The following is a 19,236-nucleotide window of genomic DNA, read 5'->3' as shown; positions in this document are numbered from 1 at the left end:
GATGGTGGGTTACGGCACGAATCAAAATTCATTGGTTTATCGCTAAAATTATACCCGTGCCTAACCCACCCTACTGGCGTGGTATACCTAATTTAGTGGATTAGCGTTGTCGGGTAATTATCCCCGTTGTGACTCTATTCCGGAAAAAGTCCACTTGTTTTTGGGTCAGTTTTCGGACGATATGACACAAATACCGATTCCCTACAAAAACTTATTCCAAGCCTTAAGTATAGGTGATATTTTATTGCTCAACGATGCCCGAATTCAACTCGAAGTTATCGCAATTCAGGATAAGAGGGCGACGGCTAAAGTTTTAACCAATGGCGGGTTAAGTGCCTACAAAGGAATTAATCGGGTGAATCATCCTATCCCTTTTAGACAATTAAACTCCCATGATCAGGGGGCGGTTGAGTTGGGGTTGACGTATCCCTTTGTGCAATTTGCTTGTTCCTTTGTCTTAGACGGTAAAGAGGTTTCACCGATTCGCCAGCAGATTCGCGATCGCTATTTAATTGCCAAAATCGAACGCCCTGAAGCCATGCACTATCTTAGCCACCTGGATCAAGGGTTTGATGAATTGTGGTTCTGTCGCGGAGATTTAGGGGCGCAGGTAGGATTAAAATCACTTGGACAATTACAAGCCAATTTTATTTCTCAGTTTTCTCAATTATCCAGCCCCAAGTTTCTCGCGGGTCAAGTCTTAGAATATATGACCCATTTTCCCCAACCTACTCGCAGTGAAGTTGTGCATTTATACGATATCCAACAAGCCGGATTTGATGGAATTGTCCTTTCTGATGAAACCGCCATTGGACAATATCCTGCACAAGTTGCCGAGTTTTTAGTGCAACTTTATGATCCATCATAAACTACAAGACTTCTTGCAGCAGACCCTAAATGAATGTCACTGACTGGTATGCTGGTGGGCAATGCCCACCCTACGGTATATCAAGAATTTCGGTGATCAAAAAATGCAAATTTTCAGTGCCATTAGACCCTAGATACTAAGCAGCAGCAGGTTCTTCATAGGGGATAAATAGTTTTAAACAACCGCTAATTCTGTCATAGTGGTCATCAACTGTTTCTATTGAGTAATTAATTAAATAAAGCGATTGTAACCGACTAAATACTGTCTGTTTATCGCATCCGATGCTGACAGCGTTTGAGGTAATATTGCGCCACCTTATCCCCTGGATTAACCTGCAAACATTCACTCAACCCTTGAGCCGCATCTGACAGGCGATCGCGATAATATAACAGTAGCCCATGCTCAAACACCGTTTTTGTCGCCAGCTTTGCCTTTCGCACCTCCGGCGGATCAGCATCAAAGACTTCATAAACGGTTACTTTTTTGGCTTTCCCTTTCACATTCACCTTATCGACAAGGCGAATCCCATAATCACCGGAATTCGACAACTTCAAGAATGTATGGTGCGAGATTAATAGCCGTACTTGATAAATTTTAGTTAACTCTTCCAGGCGGGCGGCTAAATTCACCGCATCACTAATCACCGTGCTATCCATGCGGAAAAATCCGCCCACGGTTCCCAGCATTAATTCCCCGGTATTAATCCCAATCCCAATCTCAATGGGTGCATAGTTATAATTCGCCCGATGTTGGTTATATAAAGCCAGCCGCTCAAACATGGCAATTCCCGCCTGCACCGCTTCATCCGCATTGCCACTAAACAGCGCCATAATTTCATCACCAATATATTTATCGACAAAGCCATTATGTTCCCGAATGGCAGGTTCCATGCGACTTAAGAAGGCATTGATAAAGTTAAAATTTTCACGGGGATTCATCTGTTCCGACAGTGCTGTAAAGTTGCGAATATCGGCAAAGAGAACCGACATTTCCTGTTGAACGTGATCCCCCAGTTGCACATCCACAATACTTTTTTTCTGCAAAAACTGGAGAAATTGACCCGGAACAAACCGTTCGTAGGCTTGATTGAGTTGAAATAACTCACGAGTAAAAGCTTCTCGTTCCGCTTCCGCTTTTTTGCGATCGCGGATATCTTGAAAAGCAACCATCCCATAAGCCACCTTACCCTGTTCCTCATAGATAGGAGTTCCCCACACCTCAATCGGGATAACCTGATCCCCTCGGTGAATTTCCACATCATCAATGGTGGACGTTTTTCCCTGCAACGCCAGAAAAATAGGCATTTGCTGGCTGGGATAGAGTTGATCTGTTCCCGCACGATAGGCGTGATACACCTCGGCTAATTCTTTAACGGTAACAGCGTCCACAATGCCTTGACCTAAAATCTGTTGAGCCGCTTCATTGGCATAATAGGGTTGGCCCCTGGCATCGAGGATAAAAATTCCCACGGGTACGGCGTCTAAAAATTGCATCAATCTCCGCTCACTTTCACGCACCGCTGCGTAAAGTTGGGCATTTTCTTTGGCAATTGTGGATAAACGCAGATGAGTTTTAATCCTGACCAAAAGTTTATGTTTGGCAATCGGTTTCGTCAAATAATCATTCACGCCCACACTAAAGCCTGCCACCAAGTCATTTACTTGCTCGTTTGCCGTCAACATCAATACAGGCAGTTCAGTTGGAGGATAGAATTCACGTAGTTTTTTACAAACATCATACCCCGTCATGCGGGGCATTATTGCATCGAGTAAAACTAGGTCAGCCTGAAAACCATTGTTAATGATGTCTAAAGCTTCCCTACCATTGGCGGCTTGGGCAAGTTGATAATTTTCTAAGGATAAATAGTTGACAAGTATCTGACGATTCACTGTATCATCATCGACGATTAAAATTTTTGACGGGTTGATTAAGAGTTCGTTATCCTGGAGATTGGGGTGTTGTTTTAGCGTTAAATAGGGTTGGTCAAGTGTCAACAAAAGGGGACAAAAATTACCGACAATATGAGATTGAATTACAGAGGAATTGGCACTGTAAACGGTCTTAGATATTGCCACAATTGACTCAACCGGATCTGGCTTAAAGTCTGAAATTTCTCCGTAAAAAATTGGCAACGTAAACGTAAACTGAGAGCCGACGCCTAACGTTGATTGCACCTCAATGGTTCCCCCATGCAACTCCACTAACTTTTTCGTCAGGGCTAATCCTAAACCTGCACCGCCATACTGATGCCCTAGGGAACCCTCCCCTTGTTCAAAGGATTCAAAAATACGGTGTACTTGAGACTTGGGGATACCAATTCCTGTGTCAGATACAGTAATGGCTAGCATTTTGATTGTTGACCCTTCACTGGGTTCGAGGGCATCGTTTTGATCCTCCACTTCGCTGATAGGGAAACGGGTTGGTAGAGGCGGGTTGAGAAAATTAGCGCCATCGGTTGACGATAACGTTGATTCCAAACCCACGCTGACTACTCCTTCGCTTCGCTCAAGCACATGGTTTTGAGTTAACTCCTTCAACTCTCCCTTGCCCCACTGCACCTCGACACCTCTGCCCTCTAACTTCTGCCTTGAGTTTACCAATTGAGCCGAAATTTTGACCGTTCCTCTATCGGTAAACTTAATCGCATTGTCCACTAAGTTTTGCAAAATCTGCTGCACCCGATTTTCATCCGCATAAGCGATAGGTAAGTCCGGAGAAATGGCATTAATCAGTTGTAACTCTTGATCACCAATCAGTTGATAACTGAGTCGGAGAACCACCTCCGCTATTTCTCGTACCCCCACGGGCTGTTGCTGGAGTTGAATGTCTTGGTTTCTGAGTTTGGCAAAATCGAGAATGTCGTTGACTAAGTTGGATAAGCGCCGCCCTGTGGCGATAATTGTACCTAAATTGATCCGGGTTTGTAAGGGTAACTCTCCGGTAGCACCATCGATTAACGATTCAGCAATGCCGACAATGCCATGGAGAGGAGTACGAAGTTGGTGGGAGGTATTAGCTAGAAATTCATCTTTGAGCTTGTTTAGGCGCTGCCAAGCGGCATTTTGATGGTCTTTGAATTCCAGTTCTTGGGTAAAACGCATCCGTTCTGCTTCCGCTTTTTTGCGATCTGTGATATCGTTAAAAACGGCAATGGCATAAATAATTTCACCCTGTTCATCAAGGATAGGTTTGCTCCAGGTCTCAATCGGAATAATCTGGTCGTCTTGGTGAATTTCAATATTATGGACAATAGATCGTTGTCCCTGTAAGGCTCGAATAAGGGGTAACTCTTCGGTCGGATAAAATTGATCGGTTCCGGCGATATACCAGTGATGAACGGCACAAAAATTATCCGCGATCGCGTCTGGGATGAACGCCCCTCCCATAAACCATTGTGCCTTATCGTTGGTATAATGAAATTGCCCCTGAGCATCAACCACAACGATACCAACGGGTACGGTTTCTAAAATTTGAGCTAACTGTTTCTGACTTTTTGCCAATGCCTCATTTAAGCGGTTCATCTGATGATTCTGGTCTTTGAGAGTGGCAAAGGATTGGTTTAATTGAGCCGCCATTTGATTAAAGGCGGCGCTAAGACTACCCAGTTCAGCGTTGCGAGGAACCTCAATTTTTTGCTCCCATTCCCCATTAGCAATAGCATTGGCGGCTTGATTTAAGCGCTGGATGGGTTGAATAATCCAGTGGGCGGTACTCATACCCACTCCTGTGGCGATGATTAATGCAACCAGACAGAGTAGGATTGTCGCTCGTGTATTATCATGAATGTGATCCAAGAAGTCAGCTTCAGGGAGAACCACGACAATTAACCAGTCTAATCCGTGGCTATCTTGTAAGGGCATAACTTGTAAAAATTGGCGCTGTCCTTGACGCTTAAAGTCCAGGCGCTGGGACGCTTGAATCGCATTGAACTCGCCAAACTGTTGGGTTAAATAGTTGGCGCTGGCTTGAATTAAGGGGTCACGACTTTGGGTGGCTTTTAACCGAGTAATTTGAGTTTGGTTATGTTGAAAGGGTGGTTCTGGAGTGGATGTGGCGACTAATAATCCAGAACGTTCCATAATAAACAGGCGTCCCGATTTACCGATTTTTAGCGTTTGCAGGAAATCGCTAATCGTGGAGAGACGTAGGGTTGTGTTTAAGACACCCTGAACCTGCTGATTGCTGTCGTAGACGGGTTGAATGGCGCTGATTAGCAAGGTGCGATCGCCTTCGCCAAAAAGGGGGAAAATATCACTCCAGGTGGGTTTACCCGCTTGCAAGGCGGCTTTATACCAGGGGCGCAGTCGGGGGTCGTAGTTTTTGCTACTCTCTAAAAGGGTCTTGCGATCGCCTTCACTGTGGGTGCTATAAGTATAGAAGTCAAAATCGGTCGCGGGATTCGCTTGGACAATCACCAATTGCTCCCGATTTCGCCGTCCAGCCGCAATTAGTTCTCGCTGTTCATTCGCCACACCAATATAACTCACCGAATCAAATTGTTGCACTTGTCGCCACAAATGCTGTTCCCACGGTTGTAAGTTATCTAGGGTCAAGCTTCCTAACCGAATCACATCTTGATTACTCTGATTAATCTGATGGGGAATGGCTAAATAGCGTTCCAACCGTTCCTCTACATGAAGCGTAATTTCATCTTGTAATTGAGTGGCTACTTCAGTCACCGCCTGTTTTCCGTGGCGAAACGATAACCAGCCAATTACACCGACTGTGGCAAAAATTTGCACCATAAATGGGACTACCAATACCGTTCGTAGAGGCACATTTATTAAACCTTTGTCAATTAGGCGCTTGATAGATCGCATTGACATGAGAGTCGCTTAGAGATCGCTAAAGGTAAGGAAATAAATCCGACATTTTTAAGCAGAATTCAGTCCTTTTTTTTATGGAGTTAAACCCAAATTAGCGATGCACCCAATAGATTCAATCGATAAATGATTGAAATAGTTTTAGGGAAAAACTTACAAAAGGTTTTTTTATGGAATTAGTATGGTTTAGCTAAACCTTCACCGCGAATGTTTCCCACCTGTTGCATTTACCGGAAAGGTTTACAGCTCATACACTTTCGACTTTTGTACAGAGTCTAATCACCTCTGTACGTTCGAGATAGCAGTACTAGACAGAACTAAAGATTCCAGTCCTTTAGCTCTCTCGCTCACAGCCATCATTATGTTATACTAGCGTATTACTTGTATTACGGCACTTTTATAATATTCCAATTCGCTGATATCAGCAACGTCATAACGGTAGAGTGTCGGCTCAACTCGATCAGAAGGGGAGCTGGGGGAGCAGAGGGAGCTGGGGGAGCAGAGGGAGCTGGGGGAGCAAATGACGAATGACAAATGACAAATGACAAATGACGAATGACAAATGACGAATGACAAATGACAAATGACAAATGACAAATGACGAATGACAAATGACAAATGACGAATGACAAATGACAAATGACAAATTATTGCTGTTGACAACGATTGAGATAGATTTTAGCCACTTGATCTTGAGAATTGACCCGCAGCACTTCAGCAAAGCGTGTTTTTGCCTCAGCAAACGCCTTCAGGTTATAAAATGACCAAGCTTCAGTAAAAGTTTGTAACGTAGCTAATTTAGCCGCTTTAATCTCAGGTAAATCGGCATCAAACACTTCATAAACAGTGACTAATTCCGATTTCCCCTTCACCTTCACTTTATCAATTAGGCGAATCGCATAATTCCCCGGATTCGATAAACAGGAAAAAGTATGATGAGAAATTAATAAGGAGACTTGATAATATTTGGTTAACCCTTCAATGCGAGAGGCTAAATTCACCGCATCACTAATCACCGTGCTATCCATGCGCGAGACGCCACCAATGGTTCCCAGCATTAACCCTCCCGTATTAATCCCAATCCCAATCCGGATAGGAGGATAGCCAGAATTCTGTCGATGTTGATTATAGATCCTCAGTTGGTGTAGCATAGCAATTCCCGCCTTAACTGCATCATCAGCCTGACCACTAAACAATGCCATAATGGCATCACCGATATATTTATCAATAAAGCCATTATGGTCAGTAATCGCTGGCTCCATGCGCGACAAATAAGCATTAATAAACTTAAAATTGTCCTCCGGCGTCAGCGTTTCTGATAGGGTGGTGAAGGAGCGAATATCCGAAAATAGGATCGACATTTTCTGTTGGACATTATCACCCAACTGGACATCGACAATACTATCCTTATTCAAAAAATGGAGAAACTGACGCGGAACAAACCGTTCATACGCCTGATTAAGTTCTGCCAAACTGCTATAGAAACGGGCATTTTCAATCGAGGTAGCAGCTTGCGCGGATAGGAGACGCAACAGTTCCAATCGGCTAGCCGTAAATGCTCCCGTCGTCAAATTATTTTCTAAATAGACAATGCCGCTGAGTTTTCCTTGATTAATCAACGGCGCACAGAGAATTGACTTCGGTTGATAAGTTTGAATATAGGAATCTTGCCTAAATTGTTCCTCATTTAGGGCATCATTTAACACCACAATATCTTGAGTTCGCGCTACATAATTAATGATGGCGACGGATAGCACTTGCGTCTCTTCCAAGTCAGTCGATTGCAAGACCTGAATTTGATTGCACTCTGCACAAGGTTGGGTCAGCGTATTCACCTGTCCCTCGGCTTCAATTCGTAGTTTTCCTTTCGTCTCTAAAATCAGAAACCCTTTTTGCGCTCCCGCATTTTCAATCAAAATCTTCATCAACGCCGCCAGTAATTTATCCAAGACAATCTCACCAGAAATCGCTTGCGCCGCTTTCATAACGCTATTTAAGTCAAGATACTCTGACGAATTTTTGCCATTTTGGGTGGTTGTAGTCAGGGTTGCAGGTTTTTGTAATAGTCCCCCAGACTCATTGTTATTCACATGAGTTAAAAGCCATTGGGGATAGGTGGCTTTTAACTGTTTAACTTTCGCCATTGCTCCCCATCGGGTATAAACGTAATAAGCTTTTTGTAAATAGGCTTGGGCAATTTCTTCTCGACCTAATTGTTGATAGAACTTGCTGGCTCGTTCATACGCTAGGGCTTCGTCTTGAAGATAACCCTGTTTTTTAGCACCTTGAATGGCACGATCATAATACTCCATCGCTTGCAGAATTTTGCCCCGTAATCCCGCCCGTTCCGCCTCCACTAAGTCATATTTATGCTGAAAGTTACAAGGAGCATAGTCTGCCCATGTTTGCATTATTTTTTGTTGTCTGGCTATTTTGTTGAGATAGCGTCTGCGTTTACGGGGACTGGCTGAATGGCACAGAGACAACAGGACTAAAGAGGAATAAAAATTGGTTAAAACACTATTTAATAAGCCATTCACACTTCCCTGATACTCATCAGCCAGCCCAACCAGCCTTTCCGCTTCTGGTTCATCGCCAAATAAGTAAGCCAGAAATAACTTCGCCCAATAAACAGACAAAATTGAAATCTGATTCTTTGCTGCTAATAAATCAGGAAGAAGGCGATCAAAAACTGTCCAGTCTAACGTCGGATAATGGTCAGCCTCAATTAAGCATAAGGATAAATTCCGCCAAATTGTGATATACCCAATCTGATAATCTTGTTTAAACTGCCGATTTAGTTCCAGATGTTGAGCTTGTTTGGATTCAACCTCAGTTAAGGAGAGTCCGACGAAAAATGAATAAGTACAATAGTTTACCGTACAGTGACAAGCATATTCAATATCACCATTTTCAATTGCCGTTTGAATCGTATCGAGTAATGGATTTAAGGTGTTTATAGCTGGCTCTTTCCAAGGTCGGACAAAGGCATTAAATTGCTGATAGACTTTGGCTTGTACGTCTTTGGCAGGAAAAAGGTCTAATAATTTCAACGCTAACTGACCAAAGCAATAGCCTTGATCAATGGTTTCTTGTTGACCACATAACAGCAAACTATAAACGCTATAGGCGTAAGCGGTGAGGGAGGAATTTCCATGGCGAATACAGAGATTCACCATGGTTAAAATTAGCGACGGTAAGAGCGAGGGTTTAGCAATATAAGCGGGTGCCATCACAGACATTAAAATTCGCAACGCCGCTAATTGAGTGGGTTCAGTCATTTCCGGCAAATCCACTAACGCCTCAACCGTTTGATAAACCGGAGGTGTTTCAGTTAGCGGTATGTCTAATAGGTTTAACACCTGCTGTGCGGTTTGGATAGCGGACAGCATTTTATTTTGAGAACTATCAAATAAAATTTGCAGTTCATAAACCTTGACTTTATCCATTAAGGTTTGCGCCCGGTTTAGCACATCATCGGTTAAAATTTGTACGGCGGCAAAATCGGTCAATAAATAGGCGACTTCGATGGCTTCTAGAGCCAAGTTTAGGGTCAAGTCATACTGCACCTGCCAACTCTCTGACGGAAGTAGTTCGCGACCGATGGTTAAGTATTTTCTCGCCGGTTCATAAGCAGTTGCGGCTTTGGCTTTCTCACCTGCCCAAAGATTTAATTGAGCTAATTCATGCCGTTCTTCAGGGGATTCGATTAACTCAATACTCATATTCAGATGGTTAACAATATCAAACAGAGAGTTTGATACCTGGTCGGCTGGCGTATTTTTCAGTAATAATTGACCGACAGTCCGATGAACCGCTTGGCATTGTTCCTCAGGAATCAGAGAATAAGCGGCTTGCTGAATGCGGTCGTGGACAAATTGGTATTGAATGGTTAAGGTTTGAGTTTCTATATGTGTCTTAGACAAGACGGAATTCAAGGTACTTTTTTGATGTTGATCCAATAAAGTTTGAGTCATATCTGCTTGACTGATTAACTTATAGTCTTCCCCCAAAGGAATAATTAACCCTTCAACGATCGCCTGCCATAATTGCACCGCTGTTTCGGACAGGGATTCGCCTAAAACTAGGGCTAAGGGTTTGAGTTCAAAGGAATTCCCCAAACAAGCGGCAAACTGTAAGACCTGTTGTACCTGGGGGGGTAATGTTTTAATCTTATCTGCCAAAATAGCGACAACATTATCGGTAAAGTTTTGGGCTTGTATTTGGGCTAAATCCCAGTTCCACGCTCCCTGTTGAGAATTAAAAGTGAGCAGATTTTGTTGATACAAGTATTTGATAAATTCATTAATAAAGAACGGATTGCCTCCAGTTTTAATCTGGACTAATTTAGCCAAAGGCTGGGCATGATCAGGGGAACATTTGAGCGTTTCTGCCACTAATTGAATAATGCTGATTAATCCTAAGGGTGCTAAAACCATCTCCTGAATAATGGTTCCGCTGGCGCGAATGGTCTCGAATGTGAATCGTAAGGGATGGGAAACTGTCACTTCATTATCCCGATAAGCGCCAATCAGAAACATCCCGCCGATATGAGACTCAGCCTCACCCTGATCTGAGGAGTTCATCAACCATTCGATAAGTTTCAACGAAGCACTATCTGCCCACTGCAAATCATCCAGAAAAATTACTAATGGATGTTCAGGTTTAGCAAAAACTTGGATAAAGTTGTGCAGAACGAACTTAAAGCGATTTTGCGATTCTGTGGGAGGTAACTTAGGAACTGGAACAGGTTTACCGACAATCAATTCAACTTCAGTAATGACATCAATAATGATTTGAGCATTCCCCCCCAATGCTGCTAAGAGGTGGTTGCGCCACTGGGTTAGTTGGAGGGTAGTTTCTGTTAACAACTGCTTGATTAATTCTCGAAAAGCCTGAATCACGGCTGAGTAAGGAATATCCCGTTGATATTGGTCAAATTTGCCGCGAATAAAATAGCCCCGCCGTTGAGTAATCGGTTTATATAATTCCTGGACTAGCGCTGACTTCCCTATACCGGAATATCCAGATATAACCATCATCTCCTTGGGGGAGTTTCGAGTGTGTAGGGGCGGGTTTAGGGAATTTTGTGTCGCCGTTGACGATAACTTTTGTTCAAAACCCGCCCCTATTGAGTTTGGCGTTGGGTCTAGGAATAAAGTACGTCCAGTAATGCGAATAAAGGTGTCCAGTAGGATTTTAATTTCCCGTTCTCTACCATACAGTTTCTGGGGAATTTGAAATTGCTCAGAAATATCTTGGCGACCGAGGGAAAATTGTTCAATTTTTCCCTTTGTTTCTAATTGCATTAAACAAATGGTTAAATCAGATTTTAGTCCCCAGGCACTTTGATAGCGGTCTTCGGCATTTTTTGCCAATAATTTCATCACTATAGCAGAGAGGGCTGGCGGAATCTGCGGATTAATTTGGTGAGGCGGAATCGGTTCTTTAGCCAGATGAGAATGGACTAATTCTAGGGGATCTTCGGTTTCAAAGGGAAGGTGATGGGTTAGCAATTCATAGAACGTAACCCCTAAGGAATAAAAATCAGTCCGATAATCCAGCGCCCGGTTCATTCTCCCGGTTTGTTCCGGTGACATATAGGCTAATGTGCCTTCTAAGACGGAGGGATTTTTCAGAGTCGGGTCTTCTCGTGATAAAACGGTAGCAATGCCAAAGTCAATGATTTTCAGTTGTCCGGTTTCAGGATTGAAAACAATATTGGCAGGGTTGATATCTTTATGAATAATATGGGCAGCATGAATTCTGCCTAAGCTTTCTGTATTGCGAATGGCGATACTTAAGAATTCTTTGAGCGTAAATCCCCGTTCCTGGAGTAAGAGTTTTAATGAGGAACCGCCAAAATCTTCAAAGATAATCACCAAGGTGGTTTGATGGGGTTCTAAGCTATAAGCCTGAACCACACCGCCAAAGTTGAGGGAGCGCGTGATTTGATATTCTTGTTGATAGCGGTTAATTTCTGCGAGCGTAGGATAATCTTGTTTAAGAACTTTGAGGATCACCGACTGCTGATCCGATTCTCGGATACCACGATAGACGAGAGAGTTACTACTTTCATAGATTTGGGCAAGAACCCGACAGCCAGCAACGGTAACCATAGGGGTAGATGGGGGAAACACTGAGAGGATTACTCAAAGTTGATAGCCGATCACACGCAGGAGTGAGCGATAAGCTTGTCACGCATTTAAATTGGGAATGGGTAGCGAGCTTGCTGGCTCGCATTGCAAGGGTTTTGCGGTTGTTGACATTAAGGTTTAAATGCCGAACAGCTTAACGTGTTTCTATCTTAATAGCAGAAAAATCTACAATAACAATTTCAAAAGACAGCAATATAGCACTACGCACTCTAGTTAGGACATAAAAGAAAAATTTAAATCGCTCAATCCCTTGTAAGGTAAGCTTTTGTCTTGAAAGAAAGCCTATTGCCTATTGCCTATTGCCTCTCCCCGCCGCAAGACTCCCTGTAGCAGCCCCTACTTACTGTAAAAGACGAGATCCGGCGGGACATTGAATCTCTGTAGAATCGGCTGAAGGTGCCATTGGCATTGGTGGGGGTGAGGTAGCGGGTTGTTCACTCTGACAAATTCCAGAGACGGTTGTCTCTAACCCATTCACAGTCGTGACAAATACTGCACCAATATAGCTGGGAAGTCCCTCATCTTTGGGATATGCCGTAATCGCGACACTCTCAGCGCGATCGCGGGATGGCACAATTTGGTATGTATATAAGGACGTTTCTAGGTTTGTGGCAATTTCTAGCTGTTCTAGGGTATTCGCAAATTGACGATTTTCGAGATAATACACCTGCTGGGCGCGATTTAAGAGGCTGATGTACTGCATCGGAATCGCTTGGCTGGATCGGTTGGCGCTGGTTTCCAACTCAATCACAGAAATATCTTCGGGTACGGTGGTATCATCCGATGTCTTTGCCAAGAGTAACGCCGTATCACTAAACGCCGTGGGTCGAGGTTGTCCCGGCGTAACATCTTTAAATTCTAAGCGCAGCTTCCCCTCTGGGGTTAACTCAAAAATCGTTAAGGCGATTTCATCCGGTGTGAGTGCCATATCCAGGTGCATCGGTTGAGTCGCCGTCTGAATTTGATACTCGACTGGGATTGCCACAGCCGACCCATCTTGAGCGGGTAAGATAAAAAATAATTGATTATCAGAGGCAAAAATTAACTGGATTGATTCCCCCGATGCCGGATCAGTGGCTTGCCATTCTCCGATTAATTGCTGGGTAATCACATCAGGTTGCGATCGCATCTCCGATGCAGGGGATGGATTATCCGGTTCAGATTGCGCTTGAGAGGGAACACCACTACAGACAAGCAGGGCGAAAAGAACGAATATCAAACGCGATCGACACAACTCAAGCAATAGAGAAACAGGATTAACCATAGCCATCCAACCCAGCAACTGATTGGATTTTAACAAATGAACTATGACTAATGACCAATGACACTTACGTCGCCACCCATCCCGAAAACACCCAGCCACCCTTAGCTTTCTTAGCCGGAAGCCCCACACCATACCTGAGTGCAGGTTGGTGTTGGGATGGATAGGCGGTCAATACAGCTTGAATATACTACCTTAGTAAGATATTTGATGTGGGAGTATGTCACCCAGATGTATCCAGTTCCCTGAAGTCTGATCTGTGGTTGCGATCGCAGCGCCATCGGCTACAGTATCCACAACCCGATATCCTAAACCCGAACCCGATCGCACATTCAAGGGACTCCCATTCGTCGTCACCAGGGCTGTATCCGTCGCTACAGTTCCACCCCCGATCCAGCGAGAAGCGACCCAGTTCCCATTCGCTAGTTGAGACCAACCACTAACGCTACGACCACTTAGATTAACTGTTCGATTATCGGCGACCGTACCCACCACACGATACCCCAAACCGGGACCCGATCGCACATTTAGCGGACTCCCATTGGTCTTGACAAAGGCGGTATTCGTCACAGGCGTCCCACCTCCCCCATTATCACCATATAAAGCGGTTAAGGTCGTCAGTCCAGCAATCCCATCCGGCGTCAATCCCTCAGACACCTGAACCGTTCTCACAGCCGCTTCGGTGAGGCGACCATAATAGCCAGTCACGGGTCCGTTATAGACCCCAACCTCTTGCAATCGATTTTGCAGATTGGTTACCCCTGTCCCCGTACTACCGGGGCGCAAGACAGCGGAGGATGGAACAGTACTACCACCATTCTCACCTCGTACCCAGCGAGAAGCGACCCAGTTGCCATTGCTGAGTTGAGACCAGCCATCGGCATCAAGACCACTGAGATTAATGGTAGTGCCATTGGCGAGAGTGCTAACCACGCCATACCCTAAACCGGGACCCGATCGCACATTTAGGGGACTACCATTCGTATCAACCACAGCCGCCCAAGCGCTACTGGTTAAGATTAATGAAGACAGTGCGATCGCCAATGCTAATCCCTGAATCCAGGCTAAACTCGGTAGTTGAACGTGAAACTCTGACTCCCAGACCAACCCATCAGCACTCGGTTGGGAGTGGGGAGTCATGTCATCGGCTTGGGCGGAGAAATGGGTATAGGCTAGGGTTTCCATCAGAATACCTCACGGTTTGTTTATCGCAGTGATGAACCTTTAAGATCGTCATTCGTCATTCGTCATTCGTCATTCGTCCTTCGTCCTTTGTAAGGGTTTGAGGCTTGTTGACAAAACTTAGTAGGGTGTCTTTTGTCCGACGACTTACAGAAGTAGTTGGGGATAGCGAAACGACGACGGCTGGGTTCATCTAATATAATTTTATAATTTTCTTTTCTAGTAGTATTATTAAGGATAATTAAGTAAAGTCGGGGCGGGCGCGAGTTACATCTGGGTGTAACCAAAAAGATAGTAGTGAAACCCGCCCCTACACAATCTCCCAGACGTTCTACCAGAACGTCTCTACAACCCCATCTTCCCCAGCTTCCCCAGCTTCCCCAGCTTCCCCAGCTTCCCCAGCTTCCCCTGCTTCCCCTACTCTCTAACCCCATCACAACACTTATTCAGCAGCCCCTATTTATTTGTCGTCGGAGGGGAATGGAGACTATAGTAACGGTTAGCTCCTCTGTATCTATTACGCATTCTTACTCTTATGGCTACTGCCACTTGGACTCGCCGCCATGTCCTTTCCCTGGAAGATTTTACATCGGCTGAATACGATACCCTCTTACAAACCGCCGCAAGCTGTCGGGAAGTTCTCTCCCGGCGCACCAAAAAAGTCCCGGCTTTGCAAGGTCATGTGGTGGCGAATATGTTTTTTGAACCCTCAACCCGCACCCGCAGTAGTTTTGAACTCGCAGCAAAACGATTGAGTGCGGATACATTGAATTTTGCACCAGGAACCTCATCCTTGACCAAAGGAGAAACCATTCTCGACACCGCCAAAACCTATTTAGCCATGGGAGCTGATATGATGGTGATTCGCCATCGAGAAGCAGGAGTCCCCCATGCGATCGCCCAGGAAATGGATCGCCTCCAGACGAATGTCGGTATCTTGAATGCGGGAGATGGTCAGCATGAACATCCCTCTCAGGCGTTGCTGGATTTATTTACCATTACGTCCCTACTAGATTTTGAGTATCCTCGCCTAAAACTCCTAGCTGACAAAAAAATTGCCATTGTTGGAGATATTGTCCATTCACGGGTTGCTCGTTCTAATATTTGGAGTCTCACCGCCAGTGGCGCTGAGGTTCATTTAGCCGGTCCACCCACATTAGTCCCCCAAGAGTTTGCTGAGTATGTCCAGGGAACTGGAGAGCTTGTAGAGACGAGCCATGGCACGTCTGGATCGGGGGAGAAAAAAGAGAATTTTTCCCAATCCCCAATCCCCAATCGGCGGCTATTCTTGCATTGGAATGTCGAACCGGCGCTCAAAGATGCCGATTTTGTCATGACCCTACGGCTGCAAAAAGAACGCATGACCGCCCATCTATTGCCCAGTTTGCGAGAATATCATCAACGGTATGGGATTACACGCGATCGCTTAAAACTTTGCCATCCGGGAGTCAAAATTCTCCACCCCGGACCGGTCAATCGCGGCGTGGAAATTAGTTCCGAGTTAATGGATGATCCAGAATTCAGTTTAATTTCTCAACAGGTAACTAGTGGTGTGGCGGTACGCATGGCGCTGCTTTATCTGATGGGGAGTGGGAAGTCTTAATCGTTGTCATTTGTCATTTGTCAATAAGTCATTGGTCATTGGTCATTTGTCAATAGGTCATTTGTAAACTTTCGATGAAGATGGGGAGGGTTCTTGAAGCTTTGATGAATAATTATTTTCCGGCTTTTTTTTACGGTATATTACTTTTAAAGGTACATCAATCAGTTTTCTAATCTAGTCCTATGCCAGAATCCAACATCTCCTCATCTCTCAGCGCCGCTTTGCCAAATGAGTTAACATTTAGCATTAAACTCGACGCAGGCAGTGATCCGGATGCCAGTTATTTAGATATCACCGTCAAAGATTCCCCTGGTACAGAAAACGTACTTGAAGGGATGACTTTTGATGGATATTGTATTGATACTGATCGGGGAATTAGCCCAAATAGAGATTACACGGCGAAAGTCTATTCCAGCTATGAGTCATTACCCGATGAACTAATCGGAACGGGTTTAATCGAAAAGCCGGAAAATTTCGATCTCGTCAACTGGATTCTTAATCAAGGCTTTGAAGGACAAGCATCAACCGGGAATGGCACCTATACCTCAGGGGATGTACAACGAGCCGTCTGGTCTTTACTGGATGACCAACAGTCAAACGGTGGCGGGACTTTAGGTGCTTGGGAACAAGCGCGAGTCGATGAAATTCTAGATCTGGCTCAAGACAATGGTGAAGGATTTGTTCCTGAATACGACTATACAACCATATTTGGCGAACAAGTCATTGGCAAAATGGGAGTCATCCTGGTTCCAGATAGCAATAATGATGGTTTACCAAATAACCAAATCGTTATCGCTGAAGTGGAATTATCCAAAATCGGGGATACGGTTTGGTCCGACTGTGATGCCGATGGGATTCAGGATGGAAACGAAGCGGGAATGGCTGGCGTTACCGTCAACCTCTTAGCTGACATTAATGGCGATGGTGTGATTGAAGAAAGCGAAGTTGTGGACACCACCACCACCGATGCCAACGGCAATTATGAATTTACCGTGATTGGTGGTGACTACAAGGTTCAATTTGAACAACCCGAAAATAAACTGATTTCTCCAGCCAACCAAGGTGGCGATGATACCGTTGACTCTGATGGCTTAGTCTCTGATGTGGTTACCTTAGCGCCTGGGGACAATGACACCACGGTTGATGCCGGATTTTATCACCCTCCCTCTTTCAAAGCAGCTTTACCTGGAATGCTGACGTTTAGCATTCAGCTCGACGCCGGGAGTGATCCGGATGCTAGTTATGTAGATATCACCATCAAAGATGTCCCCGGAACCGATAATATCTTTGAGGGGATGACCTTTGATGGGTATTGTCTGGATACCGATCGCCCGATCAATCGAAATGTAGATTATACGGCGAAAGTTTATTCCAGTCTTGAGCCGTTACCGGATGAACTAATTGGACCCGGTTTAATCGAAAAGCCGGAAAATTTAGATCTGATCAACTGGATTCTCAATCAAGGCTTTGAGGGACAATTATCAACCGAGGATGGCACCTATACCTCAGGGGATGTGCAACGCGCCATCTGGGAGTTAATTGATGATCAACAGTCAAATGGTGGCGGTAGTTTAGGTGCTTGGGAACAAGCGCGAGTCGATGAAATTCTGGCTCTGGCTCAAAGCAATGGTGAAGGCTTTGTTCCCGAATACGACTATACAACCATATTTGGCGAACAAGTTGTTGGCAAATTCGGACTCATCCTGGTTCCAGATACCGATGGGGATTGTTTGCCGGATAAACAAATTGTTATCGCTGAAGTAGAATTATCCAAATTAGGGGATAGGGTTTGGTTAGACAGTGATGCCGATGGGATTCAGGATGCTGGCGAAGCCGGAATTGCTGATGTTACCGTCAATCTATTCGCCGACATCGATGGTGACGGTGTATTTGAAGATAGCGAAGTGGTTGACACCACCACCACCGATGCTAACGGCAATTATGAATTTTCAGTCATGGCGGGTGAGTACCAGGTTCAATTTGAACAACCCGATGGTTATGAGATTAGTCCGGCTAACCAAGGGGGCGATGATACGGTTGACAGTAATGGCTTAGTCTCTGATACTGTCAGTCTCGCACCTGGAGAAAATGACCCCACGATTGACTCCGGTTTTTATCAATTGGCATCTTTAGGAGATAAAGTTTTTGAAGATACCAACGGGAATGGGTTACAAGATGCTGGTGAAAATGGCATTGCCAACGTTCTAGTCAAACTCCAGAATCAGGATGGCACAGCGGTTCTCGATGGCAATGACAACCCAATTACAACGACAACGGATGCTGATGGAGAATACTCATTTACTGGCTTAACTCCGGGTGAATATAAGGTGATGTTTGTCGCCCCCAATGGCTATATATTTAGCCCACAAGATGCAGGTAGCGATGATAGCCTCGATAGTGATGCCAATCCCAGTAATGGCATGACTCAGACGGTAACGTTAGAATCCGGTGAATTTGACGGAACTTTGGATGCCGGATTGCTGATCCCGAATCCAGGTATTGATATTGAGAAGTTCGTCAATGGCATTGATGTGACGGATTTGAATAACCTGCCGGAAATTGCCGCCGGTACCGATGTCACATTTACCTACGAAGTCACCAATACCGGTAATGTTGGCTTCTCAGCTAATGAAGTGACTCTCACCGATGACAATGGCACGGTGGGTGATACGAGTGATGACTTTACTCCTACCCTGGTGGCTTCCAGTGATGTTGGCTCCGATGGCATCCTCAGCGCCGGTGAAACCTGGCTCTACCAGTCGGCAACACAAGCGGCACAAAATCTGTCGAGTTCGACGACTTCTGACATCCGATTCATCTTAACCGGTTCGAGTGGTTTGGATGGTAGCAATGGAAATGTCCGCTCCTTCACTCAAGATGGTGTTTCTGTCGATGTCAGCGCCTTTAGTCAGAACTATGGAACTTGGAAGAATGCTTATTTAGGTGCTTATGGCGGTGGGCTAGGTGTGACAAACCGTGATGAAGGTACATCGTCTCACCGAGTGGATAATAGCGGGAGTACCGATTACATCCTGTTTGAATTTGACCGCGATGTCACGGTAGATAAAGCCTTCCTGGATTATGTCGGTTACGACAGTGATATGTCCATCTGGATTGGCGATCGCAATGGTGCGGATATCTCTAATTTGAGTGACAGCCTGTTGAATGGCTTCACCAAGGAAAATAACTTTATAAATCATGGAGGCGATCGCTGGGCTGACTTTAATGACGCCGGATTAACAGGTGATACGGTAGTGATTTCTGCCTACACCGATGGCAGCAATGACTCCTTTAAGCTGAAAAAACTGGATGTTTCCGTCACCGAAACCAGTTTTGGGGAA

Annotated in this window: 8 protein-coding genes; 3 read left to right on the top strand and 5 right to left on the bottom strand. The window is 44.9% G+C overall.

Annotated elements, in window-relative coordinates; genetic code table 11:
* The first annotated feature begins 181 nt into the window (after positions 1-181).
* Entirely contained in the window at positions 182-868 is a 687-nt protein-coding gene (locus RIG27_RS05355) for a pyruvate kinase (RefSeq protein WP_446343141.1), read from the top strand.
* Between the two features lie 269 nt (positions 869-1,137).
* Here RIG27_RS05355 and RIG27_RS05350 read toward each other — a convergent pair whose 3' ends face one another.
* From RIG27_RS05350 to RIG27_RS05330, 5 genes are all read right to left on the bottom strand, one after another.
* Complete coding sequence (locus tag RIG27_RS05350) at positions 1,138-5,646, bottom strand: response regulator (RefSeq protein ID WP_446343139.1); 4,509 nt, start codon at positions 5,644-5,646, stop codon at positions 1,138-1,140.
* A 505-nt stretch (positions 5,647-6,151) separates the two neighbouring features.
* Positions 6,152-6,337, bottom strand: a complete 186-nt coding sequence (locus RIG27_RS05345; RefSeq protein ID WP_446343137.1) for a hypothetical protein — start codon at positions 6,335-6,337, stop codon at positions 6,152-6,154.
* Between the two features lies 1 nt (position 6,338).
* Positions 6,339-11,810: an AAA family ATPase gene (locus RIG27_RS05340; RefSeq protein WP_446343135.1), complete on the bottom strand. Its 5,472-nt coding sequence runs from the start codon at positions 11,808-11,810 to the stop codon at positions 6,339-6,341.
* Between the two features lie 379 nt (positions 11,811-12,189).
* Positions 12,190-13,113, bottom strand: a complete 924-nt coding sequence (locus RIG27_RS05335; protein ID WP_446343133.1) for a type IV pilin-like G/H family protein — start codon at positions 13,111-13,113, stop codon at positions 12,190-12,192.
* Positions 13,114-13,305: 192 nt separating this feature from the next.
* Positions 13,306-14,295: an SH3 domain-containing protein gene (locus RIG27_RS05330; RefSeq protein ID WP_446343131.1), complete on the bottom strand. Its 990-nt coding sequence runs from the start codon at positions 14,293-14,295 to the stop codon at positions 13,306-13,308.
* Positions 14,296-14,827: 532 nt separating this feature from the next.
* On the opposite strand from RIG27_RS05330, the gene RIG27_RS05325 reads away from it, so the two are divergent.
* A complete protein-coding gene (locus RIG27_RS05325) occupies positions 14,828-15,895 on the top strand; it encodes an aspartate carbamoyltransferase catalytic subunit (RefSeq protein ID WP_446343129.1) in 1,068 nt (355 codons plus the stop codon).
* Between the two features lie 182 nt (positions 15,896-16,077).
* Positions 16,078-19,236 (top strand): SdrD B-like domain-containing protein (locus RIG27_RS05320; protein ID WP_446343127.1); only part of this gene is annotated, 3,159 nt, incomplete at its 3' end.

It is taken from the genome of Coleofasciculus sp. F4-SAH-05 (assembly GCF_040222985.1).
GTDB lineage: Bacteria > Cyanobacteriota > Cyanobacteriia > Cyanobacteriales > Coleofasciculaceae > Coleofasciculus > Coleofasciculus chthonoplastes.
Note: the sequence above shows the minus strand (reverse complement) of the source record. Positions and strands in the feature narration are given on the sequence as shown.